Source organism: Lawsonibacter hominis, from assembly GCF_014287895.1.
Lineage (GTDB): Bacteria > Bacillota > Clostridia > Oscillospirales > Oscillospiraceae > Lawsonibacter_A > Lawsonibacter_A hominis.
In genome coordinates this window covers 48885-59974 of the sequence record NZ_JACOPP010000018.1, presented here as the reverse complement: position 1 = coordinate 59974, position 11090 = coordinate 48885, and the positions used below count along the sequence as shown (strand labels likewise).

10 protein-coding genes and 2 pseudogenes are annotated in these 11090 nt (G+C 55.3%); all 12 read left to right on the top strand.

Annotation, left to right across the window (positions count from 1 at the left end; translation table 11 throughout):
- Positions 1 to 145 precede the first annotated feature (145 nt).
- The 12 genes and pseudogenes from H8S57_RS12270 (at position 146) to H8S57_RS12210 (ending at position 11081) form a co-directional block, all read left to right on the top strand.
- Complete coding sequence (locus tag H8S57_RS12270; RefSeq protein WP_186908328.1) at positions 146 to 730, top strand: DUF6550 family protein; 585 nt, start codon at positions 146 to 148, stop codon at positions 728 to 730.
- A 66-nt stretch (positions 731 to 796) separates the two neighbouring features.
- Complete coding sequence (locus H8S57_RS12265) at positions 797 to 2554, top strand: DUF8193 domain-containing protein (protein WP_186908327.1); 1758 nt, start codon at positions 797 to 799, stop codon at positions 2552 to 2554.
- A gap of 20 nt (positions 2555 to 2574) precedes the next feature.
- Entirely contained in the window at positions 2575 to 2922 is a 348-nt protein-coding gene (locus H8S57_RS12260) for a DUF3852 domain-containing protein (RefSeq protein WP_186908326.1), read from the top strand.
- 9 nt (positions 2923 to 2931) lie between these two features.
- On the top strand, positions 2932 to 3357 hold the full coding sequence (locus tag H8S57_RS12255) for a hypothetical protein (RefSeq protein ID WP_186908325.1): 426 nt from the start codon (positions 2932 to 2934) through the stop codon (positions 3355 to 3357).
- A gap of 95 nt (positions 3358 to 3452) precedes the next feature.
- Positions 3453 to 4352 carry a conjugal transfer protein TrbL family protein gene (locus H8S57_RS12250; protein ID WP_186908333.1) on the top strand — a complete coding sequence of 300 codons (900 nt, stop codon included), beginning with the start codon at positions 3453 to 3455 and terminating at the stop codon, positions 4350 to 4352.
- A pseudogene (locus H8S57_RS17405) lies at positions 4349 to 6287 on the top strand (DNA cytosine methyltransferase). Before H8S57_RS12250 ends, H8S57_RS17405 begins: the two are co-directional and overlap by 4 nt.
- A gap of 117 nt (positions 6288 to 6404) precedes the next feature.
- Complete coding sequence (locus tag H8S57_RS12235) at positions 6405 to 6740, top strand: hypothetical protein (RefSeq protein WP_087295694.1); 336 nt, start codon at positions 6405 to 6407, stop codon at positions 6738 to 6740.
- A 60-nt stretch (positions 6741 to 6800) separates the two neighbouring features.
- Positions 6801 to 7058 (top strand): hypothetical protein, encoded by a 258-nt coding sequence (locus tag H8S57_RS12230; protein ID WP_186908331.1) that lies wholly within the window; start codon positions 6801 to 6803, stop codon positions 7056 to 7058.
- Between the two features lies 1 nt (position 7059).
- Positions 7060 to 7461, top strand: coding sequence for a hypothetical protein (locus H8S57_RS12225; protein WP_186908324.1), 402 nt, complete (start codon positions 7060 to 7062; stop codon positions 7459 to 7461).
- Positions 7458 to 8039, top strand: coding sequence for a hypothetical protein (locus H8S57_RS12220; RefSeq protein WP_087295689.1), 582 nt, complete (start codon positions 7458 to 7460; stop codon positions 8037 to 8039). Before H8S57_RS12225 ends, H8S57_RS12220 begins: the two co-directional genes overlap by 4 nt.
- A gap of 14 nt (positions 8040 to 8053) precedes the next feature.
- Positions 8054 to 9885: pseudogene (locus H8S57_RS12215) on the top strand (VirB4 family type IV secretion system protein).
- Positions 9885 to 11081: a hypothetical protein gene (locus H8S57_RS12210; protein WP_186908323.1), complete on the top strand. Its 1197-nt coding sequence runs from the start codon at positions 9885 to 9887 to the stop codon at positions 11079 to 11081. The pseudogene H8S57_RS12215 and the gene H8S57_RS12210 overlap by 1 nt, the downstream one beginning before the upstream one ends.
- Positions 11082 to 11090: the final 9 nt, after the last annotated feature.

Here is an 11090-nt window from a genome sequence, read left to right as displayed (position 1 = left end):
AGTTGGTATAATCTTGCCACGAAGACTCGTCTCCTTTCGAGAGTACATGTGTTTTGTGGTGAAACCATTGTACCAGAAGGGCTGACGGGTCTTCAACTTTCATTTAACTTTACAGTCCGGAAAACGGTTCAAGGAGGTATGCACTATGACAGAAAAGACGAAGAAAATTATCCTCATCTCCATCGGCTGCCTGCTCTGTGTGGCTGTTGCGGTTGGAATCGCCACCCGGTTCAGCGGAAACGCCGAAGTTCCTTCCGGCGTGGTATCCGATGAGCCGGCACAAAGCGGCGACCCGGATGTGAATATCAACAGCGATGACCAGACCGATATGGACATCCAGGTAGATGTGCCGGACGAATCCAAAACAGATCCCGCCCAGGGTGCTGACTCCAGCGGCCTGGAGCAGACGATCCAGGCCGACCCGGTCAAACCGGAGCAGCCTGAAAAGCCGGAAGCCCCCGCCGGAACCTCGACTCTGCCGGAGGATCACGATGCAGAAGATGTACCGGAGGAGGAACGCAAAACCGAGGATGAGGAGCCGCCCACCTATGAGGAGCCGCCCACAGTCACCCCCACCGAAACGGAGCCTGCTGCCGGAAGCACCAACAGCTCCGGTCAGGTCTATGTACCCGGCTTCGGCTATGTGGAGAACAGCGGTGCCAACGAGGGTGGTACTCTGGACGATATGTATGAAAACGGAAATAAGATTGGGATCATGGGTGGAGAATAACATCTCCACTCGCCCACGGCGCAGTCGGAAACGGCTGCGCTATTTTTTTGCAGAAAGGAGTCCTGCATGAGAAAAATTCTTGCACTCTTTTTGTCTCTTGCCATTCTGGTGGGAACGACCATGCCTGCATTTGCCGCCACCGGCGAGGGAAATATCGACGGCGGTGGCGGCAATATGGGCAATGGTAATTCTTCAAGCTATTGGAATCCCGGCATGGATGGCGTGAGAGTTACTGTGATAAACGCAGAAAGCCATGCCATTGTGACAACGCCTGTCGATCTTACCAACAAATCCCCCTCGACTGGCATCATCCATTTTGGGAAGGTCTGTAAACTGACCTATAACAGTGGGAGAACGCTTTCGCCGGTTGTGGGTGGTTATTCGTATCGAAATCCCTCTCAAAGTTTGCCCCGCATCATTTCCTCCGGCAGCTATCCGGCCAGCATTGATGCTATCCGCAGCTACTTCACAGATGAGCAGGTCATTCGTTCTTTGGCGGGTTATGTCGGCATGAACTTCGACACTCTGATCAATGGCGACTACAAAATCGTCATTGAGCCGATTGCATACCTGAATTACGACGGACAGCAGTTTGCAATGACTGCCACCGAAGCCGCTCTCTATGACCAAGTGGTTAGTGGTGATCTCCGATACTGGATGGGCTCATTGACCCACCAGAACCTGCCGCTGGCCATCTTTCTGGAGGAAGCCGACCTTGGGTATCCCGCCTGGTCGGGCAGTACCACCAGCAAGGCAAGCAATGAGCAGATCATTTCCTCGCTGGGCATTGGCATCGTTCGCTTCAACGATGAGCTGGAACCACCGGATGTCAATGAGTTTGACTACGAATACCGGGTAGATACCGATGTGATCACTTCCGTGGAGGTATCCGGTGGGCAGTCTGACCCGGACAACCCGGTCACCGTGCAGTTTGTGATCGAAGGCAGCACCTATACCGTCAGCAATGTCTACTATCCGGACGGCGACAGCCAGCTGGTCTGGGTGAAGTGGCATACCCCCGATGAACCCTGTGTCTGCACCATTCAGGTCAGGGTGCTGGGCGGAGGCACGGCGCAAAGCACCATCACCGCCAACATCGTGGATCTGGACGGCAACGACCCGCCCAATCCCGTGGCCGATGACCGAAACGACACCTTCACCCTCGCGGATATCCCAGAGAAAGAAGAAGTGTCCTCTGCCTCCTGGGGCATCTGGTCTCCCTGGTGGCAGGAAAATTGGGTGTGGGTTGAAAACTGGGAGAAGTGCTGGCACACGGATCGGTGGACGGACAGCGAGGGCAAATCCCACACGGACCGCTGGTACCACTGGGTGGACAACGGCTGGTGGGAGGATCAGGGCTGGTGGGAATTTGACTATAACGCCTACACAGCCAGCCTGACGGCAACTATGGTCATCACGCCGGACAACTTGTCGCCCACGGCATCTTCCTCTGCGCTCAAGAGCGGATACGGCATCCAGCAGAGCGTTACAGCCAGCGTCAGCACCACGCAGAGTTCTGCCGTGACTGCGGCTCAGAATGCGGTGACCTATTTCCCGGAGTTCAACTACGAAGGCTTTTGGAGGCTCCTGGATCGAAGCATCAGCGGCAAACGCTCCACCTTTGCTTTCAAGGACAACCCCTACAGCACCTATAACCGGCCGACCCATTTCACACCGATATGGTATCCCGATGGAAGCTATACGCCATATACCTGGCTCCTGGATTGCTGGACGCCGGCAGGAATGCTGTCGCTGAACCTCACGGACGCCCTCCGGATTTCCGGCGATCTCTGGGAGGACTGGCATATCGCCCCCGCAACTTAATAACACAATGGAGGAAATCTATGCGTAAATTCAACTATAAGCGCCTGATCGTTATGCTGGTCGTGGTCTTGGCAATGGCCTGCCTGATGGCGACCACAGCTTTCGCCGCAGGTACCGGGGATGTGGCTGGCGCCGTCGAAAGCACCTGGTCCACTGCATCTACCCAGATCAAGTCGGTGGTCGACAATGTGGTGTTTCCCGCCATCGACCTGATCCTTGCCGTATTCTTCTTCGCCAAGCTGGGCACCGCTTATTTCGAGTATCGGAAGTCCGGTCAGTTTGAGTGGGCGGCTCCGGCCATTCTGTTTGCCTGCCTGGTGTTTACTCTGACGGCTCCCATGTATCTCTGGGACATTGTGGGCATCTAAGGAGGGCATATGAACTTTTTTGAGCAAGAGCTTCACAAGATCGTTGCCCCGAAGTATCCGGATGCCACTTATGTAGGCCGGGCCTGCTATGTGCGCCTGGATGAGTTGAATCGGGCAAAGATTCAGTTCGTCACAGGAATTGTGGCAAATCAATACCATGGTCTTCGCATCTCCATTCTGAATCGGAACGAAGGCCAGGTGGATGCGCTGCTCCTGAATCTTTCCGACATCCTCGGCAAAAAGCATACCAGCAACCCGAACTTCAAAAGCGGGATCACCCCCTACATCTGGGATGACTATGGGAAAGCGGATTGGTATGTCTACCATCCCAACAGCCAGGACTACCAGCAGCTCACGGAGGCGGTGTCGGACTATCTGGAGGTGTTTCAGGAGCAGACCCAGACGGATGCCCCCCAGTGGCAGCAAACCATGTAAGTAAGTGACCCAGGGGCCGTACCAACTGTACGGCCCCTGGCCCTTTATCCCAAGCAGTTGGTACGGCCTCGCCCCGAAAAGAGGTGAGCGAACCATTGTTTATTTGGGATTTTGTTGCCGATACCGTCCTCGGTCAAATCGTTGACTGGATCTATGGCCAGGTCATGGGCTTCCTCGGAAACTTCTTTGCCGAGATGGGGAACATGGGCGTCGAGCTGTTCGAGATGAGCTGGGTGCAGAGCGTTGTATTGTTTTTCTCCTATCTGGCCTGGGCGCTCTACGGCACCGGCCTGGTGGTGGCCTGTTTTGAATGTGGCATCGAATACTCCTCCGGCAGAGGAAATGTCAAGGAGATTGCCCTCAACGCCATCAAGGGCTTTATGGCGGTAAGCCTGTTTACCGTAGTACCGGTTCGGCTCTATGAGCTCTCTGTCACGCTGCAGGCCAGCCTCACCGCCGGAATTACCGGATACGGGACCTCCATTGGCGAGGTGGCAACTGAGATTGTCGATACGCTCAGCGGAGTAGATTCTCTGACAGGCATGACATCCGGCTCATACTTTGGGTTTGCATCCATCACCAGCCCGATCATGCTGCTGTTCTGTATTATCTTGATGGCCTATGCGGTGATCAAGGTATTCTTTGCAAACCTGAAGCGCGGCGGTATTCTTCTGATTCAAATTGCGGTAGGCAGTCTCTATATGTTCAGCGTGCCCCGTGGCTATACCGACGGCTTCATCCAGTGGTGCAAGCAGATCATCGGCCTGTGCCTGACCGCTTTCCATCAATCCACCATATTGATAGCCGGATTGATGGTGTTTAAAGATAATGCGCTTCTGGGCCTTGGCCTGATGCTGTCCGCAGGTGAGATCCCCCGCATCGCCGGCACCTTCGGTCTGGACACGACTACCCGTGCCAGCATCATGTCCGCAGTCTATACTGCCCAGGCTGCAGTCTCCACCACAAGAACTATCGTACAGGCGGTAGCCAAATGAAAACGCTGACCATGGGCAGCCTGTTTGACGGGATCGGGGGATTCCCGCTGGCCGCTATTCACAACGGCATTGTTCCTGTATGGGCCAGCGAAATCGAAGCGTTCCCTATTGAAGTGACCCGGCTTCGATTCCCCGATATGGTCCATGTAGGCGATATCACAAAGCTTGACGGTGCAAAGCTGCCGCCGGTGGATATCATCTGCGGCGGCTCTCCCTGTCAGGACTTGTCTGTTGCCGGAAACCGTGCCGGTCTCTCCGGTGCGCGCTCCGGCTTGTTCATGGAACAGGTCAGACTTGTAAAGGAGATGAGAAATGCAGAACGATTACGAAACAGGACAGCTCTCGATATACGACCTCGATTCATGGTGTGGGAGAATGTTCCCGGAGCTTTCTCCAGCGGAACCCCCAAAGGTGAGGACTTCCGGATCGTCCTCGAGGAGATCGTCCGAATTAAAGTCGGTGGTGTTTCAGTCCCTCGACCTGACACCGGGCGCTGGGAATCTGCTGGGCGAATCATATTGGGAACTGATTTCTCCCTGGCGTGGCGATGCATTGACGCTCAATACTGGGGTGTCCCCCAGAGAAGAAAAAGAATCTTCCTTGTCGCAGATTTTGCAGGACGATCCGCCGGACAAATACTATTTGACCAGGAAAGCCTGCCTGGGTATCCTGCGCCGAGCCCTTGAACGTGGGAAAGAGCTCCCAAAGAAGCTCAAACGGGCGCTGGAAATCCAATCCGGAGTCGCTCCACCGGACGGCGATGCGACCAAGCTGGAAGCGTACCATATCAACCAGAGGGATGAGGGTATCAACCTGCACGGAGTGTCCGGCGCCCTGATGGCCACTAACAATATGCAAATGCAGACCTTTGTCACACAGCCAGACAAGGATGATGTGGAAGGCTTTGATGGGTACAATGGCGATTTGACCGGCGATGTTGCGGCAACGCTTGGCGTAAATTGCGGGATGTCCACAGGCCGAAATGGTCTGCTCCAGCCGATTGCATTTGCGGCAAATCAGAGAGATGAAGTCCGGGATCTGCACGATGTGGCCGGAGCCTTGGGAGCCCAACCGGGAATGAAACAGCAGACCTTCATTGCGGAGGGAGTGGTGGCGAAGGGCAACGGCGATTGTTTCCTGACGCCGGAGCGCCATACATCCCTGAGTGCAGGGGGCGGTCAGGCCGGACAAGGCTACCCTTGCGTCCTGACTGCCGGTTTCTCTGCCGGGGCCGGAGCATCCGCCGGAGGTATCGGCTATGGCGAAGAACTTGCCCCCACGCTGAAGGGCAGCGCTGGAGGAAACTGTATGCCGTCGGTTTTGTGTCTCAACGACCAGGGCGGCAGCGTCATGGAATGCAGTGTAAATGTGACAGGGACTCTCCGAGCCCAGGAACACGGACACCAGCCGCTGGTCTATGAAAACCACGGCATCGACTCCCGCTACACCGGCCCGCATCGGGTCGCTCCCACCATGTCCGCACGGTACGGTACCGGCGGCAACAATGTGCCGTTGGTGGAGCAGGAGCCGGTGTTCTGCATCACCGGCAATGCCATCGACCGGCAGCCCCAAAACGGTGGGAACGGCATTGGCTATCAGCAGGACATCGCCTATACCTTGACCGCTACCGACCACCATGCGGTATTCAGCAGGCAGAGGGTGGATGTGTTCAAGGACGGCGAGGTAGTCAGCACTCAGAGCGCCCGTCAGCACAAGGACGCTACAGATCTTGTGCTGCAAGGGACAGGCCGACCAAAACTGATTCGCAGGCTGACCCCACTGGAATGTGAGCGCCTCCAGGGCTTCCCGGACAATTGGACAGCCATCCCCAACGCCTCGGACTCATCTCGCTACAAAGCACTGGGCAACAGTGTTGCCATTCCATGCGTGGACTATGTTCTCCATGGCATTTCACTGGTGCTTCTGGCAAGCTGAACTTGGCTTGTTGCTTCTGCTTCGTTTACGCTTGCTTCTTTGTTGGGTTCTGTGAATAGCTATTTGCCCTTGGGTGCAGTATGCTTTGCTTGCAAAATACAGAAAGGAGAACGCTCCATGGATGCGAAAAAGAATCTCTGTGCAATGATTCCCGCAGACCTCCACGCCAAGGTCATTGCGGAGAAAGAGCAGCTGGCGCTGAGCACCTTGGGAGAATACGTGGAACTGGTACTCAAAGAACACTTCGAAGGAGGAAAAACGATTATGGCAGCAACCAAAACCCTGGCATTCCAAATCTCTGAGGAACTGGATCAGCGGCTGAAGAACTTCATCGCCGCCGAAAAAAAGCGTGGCCGGAAGATCAGCCAGAAGGAGTTCGTCATCGGACTCATCGAACAGGCGCTGGCCGAATACGAGGCGCAGAACCAGACCGAGGAAACAACCGAAGAATGAGATACCGCATGGCCGCTGGGGAACATACCCCGGCGGCTTTTTTCTTGGAGGTGAACTACCCTGTACATCTATCCCGATAACCTGACTGCCAAAGCGATGCTGTGGCTTTGGGAACTCAAGGATGTGGGCGTCATCGGCGTAGGGCTTTTGCTCTCTGTCCTGGCGCTCTCCCAGACCGGAATTTTTATTCCGCTGGTGCTGACGGCAGTCTATGCCTTCCTCAGCATTCGGTTTGACGGAACCAGCATTCTGGATTTTATCCGGTATGCGGTGGCCTTCCTGATCACCAAACAGCAATTTTATGAATGGAGAATGTGATATGAGCTATGACGAAACCATGTTCAGCACTGCGCCTCCTTTCCCGTTCAGGGAAGCCGGGGAATACGAAGAAAAAGATCTGTCTGCTTCGTTGACCCTTCGGTGGAGCCGGAAACGCAGACGCTGGGAGTGTGACAATGCATATTTCTGGCACGAGTCCCAAAACAAATGGTGCTGCCGCAGTGAGGACGGCAGATATTATCACGGCTTCCGCAGTCTGCGGGCCCTGCTGAAAAGCTATGTGGGCGGACGCTTGTGTGAAAGCTCCTGCTGCTATAGCGCAAGAAACGTCCGAGCAAAATACTGGTTCAGTCAGCACCCCAAGACGGTGACCTGCCGCGTCACCATCCACTGCACCGGTCTGTTTCCGGCGCTCTTTTCCGAAGGAGGAATCACATTATGAGCAGAAAGAAAAAAGATAAGTCGGCCCAGTCTACCCGGCAGCTCATGGGGATCGACAGCGTCAAAGACTACTGTATCGCCACCCGCATGGGCGACCTGGTATTCTTCATCATCAAGCCCACCAACATCAGCGTCCTGCCGGACTCCAGCATCAGTGCCAGAATCTACGCTCTGCTGAATGTGGTCAAGGGACAGGCTGAGATTGAGATGCTGGCACTCAACTCCAAGGAGTCCTTTGAACGGAACAAGACCTTCTATCAGGAGCGGCAGACCTGCGAGGAGCTTCCCGCCATACGCAAGCTTCTGGAGCAGGACAGCACACACCTGGACCGCATTCAGGTGCTGATGGCCTCCAGCCGGGAGTTTTATATCATCATCCGGCTGCGGAAGGAAAAGGAGACGGATGTGTTTCCGTACCTCAGCCGCATCGAGCAGAGCATCAATGACAACGGATTTACCACCCGCCGGGCCACAGAACAGGATCTCAAACGGATGCTGGGTGTCTACTTCGAACAGAATGTGACCACCGAGCAGTACGAGGATTATGACGGTGACCGCTGGGTCATTGTGGGCGAATAAGAAGGAGGGATTCCATGGCAAAGAAACGAGCAACCCCAGTGTCTCAGAGCTCCGAGGAAGCAAACATCAAGTCCTTCCTGGACATGATCGCTCCCTCTGTGGTCAGCTTCATGCCGGATCATTTTATCTGCGGCAACACCTATCGCTGCGTCTGGGCGCTTCGTGAATACCCCACCAGCACGGACGAGCAGGCCATCCTCCGCCACCTGGGAGAAAAAGGCGGCATCACCCTGCGGATCTACACCCGGCAGGTCACACCCGCAGAGGAAAAGCGCATCATCCAGAACGCAGCCAATAAAAACCGCATGAACAGCTCCAACACCAATGACCTGCAGCAGACAGTCACTGCCGAGAGCAACCTGCAGGATGTGGCCACGCTGGTGGCCGCCATGCACCGCAACCGTGAGCCGCTGCTCCACTGTGCGGTCTATATCGAGCTGACCGCCTCGGACTACAACACCCTCAAGCTGCTTCAGACCGATGTGCTGACGGAGCTGGTACGAAGCAAATTGAATGTTGACAAGCTCCTGCTTCGCCAGCAACAGGGATTCCGCTGTGTCAATCCCAGCGGTCACAATGCCTTCGGCGTCCAGTTTGAACGAGTGCTACCCGCCTCCAGCGTGGCAAACCTCTATCCCTTCAACTACTCCGGCAAGCTGGACCCCAAAGGGTTTTACATTGGAAAAGACAAATACGGCAGCAACATCCTGGTGGACTTCGACCAGCGGGACGAGGACAAGACCTCTGCCAACATCCTGATCCTGGGCAACTCCGGTCAGGGCAAATCCTACCTCATGAAGCTGCTCATCCTGAACCTGTTGGAGTCCGGCAAGTCCATCATCTCTCTGGATGCCGAACACGAACAGCAGGAGATGTGCGAGGCGGTGGGCGGCTGCTTTGCCGACCTCATGGCCGGACAGTACATCATCAATGTACTGGAACCCAAGTGCTGGGATGATGGCGGCGACCCCAATGCCACTGATGCGCCGGAGGCCTTTCGCAAAAGCACCCTGCTGGCCCAGCACATCTCCTTCCTGAAGGACTTCTTCCGGGCCTATAAGGATTTCAGCGACGCGCATATCGATACCATTGAGATCATGCTGTCCAAGCTGTATCAGAAGTTCGGCATCACCGAGCGCACCAACTTCAGTCGGATGCGTCCGGAGGACTATCCCATTCTCTCCGACCTTTACGACCTCATCGAGCAGGAATTCAAAAACTACGATGCCGGTCAGCACCAGCTCTATACCGAAAAACTCCTACAAGAGGTGCTTCTGGGCCTGCACTCCATGTGCAAGGGAGCCGACGCTCAGTTCTTCAATGGACACACCAACATCACCTCCAGCCGCTTTCTGGTGTTCGGAGTGAAAGGGATGCTCAGTGCGGCAAAAATGTACGCAACGCCATGCTCTTCAACGTGCTGTCCTTCATGTCCGACAAACTTCTGACCGTGGGCAATACCGTGGCAGCTCTGGACGAGCTGTATATCTGGCTGTCCAATCCCACCGCCATCGAGTACATCCGCAACTGCCTGAAACGTGTGAGAAAGAAGGAATCCGCCATGCTTCTGGCCAGTCAGAATCTGGAGGACTTCGACCAGGAGGGCGTCCGTGAGATGACAAAACCCCTGTTCAGCATCCCTCCTCACCAGTTCCTGTTCAACGCCGGTTCCATCGACAAGCGTTCCTACATGGATATGCTTCAGCTGGAGGAGTCGGAGTACAACCTCATCAAGTTTCCCCAGCGGGGTGTCTGTCTGTATAAGTGCGGCAATGAACGATACCTGCTGGAGGTTCACGCTCCGGCCTACAAAGCGAAGCTCTTCGGATCGGCAGGTGGTCGCTGATGGCTCTTTCTGCTGCCGCTGTGGCGAAAGCTGCCGCTATGCTCCTCACCAATGAAAAGACCCGAAAAGGTGTGGGCTGGATTCTGGTGGCAATCTTTTCGCCGGTCATTCTATTGATCGCTCTTCTCTGCGCCATTGGCTCCGGCGGCGCAGAACACAACAACTATTCGGTGGAGGCGTGCTTCTACGGGGGTGAGTTTTCCAGCGATGTTCCTGCGGAATTTCAGTATCACATTGAGGAGATGCGCTCGGCTTTTTCTCTTCTGGATTCGGCGGTGTCCTCTGTCAACGAACAGATGGACAGCAGCAACGGCCTTGACCCTATCCGTGTCAAGGCCGTTTTTTATGCCCTCTGCTTTGGGGCGGACGCTCCATCCGCGAGTGCTGCAGACAGCTTTGTGGAGTGCTTCTACACCACAGAAACCCGGACACGAACTGTGGAAGTAACTCTGGAGGATGGAACCACAAGTACAGAGGAAGAAGCATATACCGTCGCTGTACCAGTCTCGCTGTACCAGGCATACGCCAATCTGGAGGCGCACTTAGGCAGAACGATCACAAAGGATGATAAAAGCAACATCGACCACATCTATACCATGATCGCAGGGAGCGCTGGAGGCGGCAGTTACGGTGGCGAGTATCTCCGAGGTGGCGGAGCCAGCATCGACCTGGACATCTCCACCTTCACCGATCCCTCCACTAAGAATGCAGCAGACCTTGCGATCTATGCCACCCACGCTTGGGAGTCCGGCTGGGGTTATGTCTGGGGGACATACGGCAATGTCCTCACTGACTCGCTCTTCGCTTACAAGCTGGAGCAGTATCCGGACGGCGTGGGTACCTACGCAGATTTCATCCGGGCTAACTGGCTGGGCGGCCGGACAACAGACTGTGTAGGACTGATCAAAGGCTATGGCTGGCTCGACCCTGAAACATTGACCATCGGATATGCTACCAATGGTATGCCTGACCTGGGCGCCAACCAGATGTACTACTCTGCATCGGTGTCCGGTCCCATTGAAACCATGCCGGACACCCCCGGTCTGACTGTCTGGCATGACGGACACATTGGTGTTTATATCGGTGACGGTTATGTGATCGAGGCCATGAACACGAAAAAAGGAGTGGTGAAAACGAAGCTGGAGGGCCGGGGCTGGACGCACTGGCTGGAGATCGAATACATCAACTACGACTGAGAAAGGATG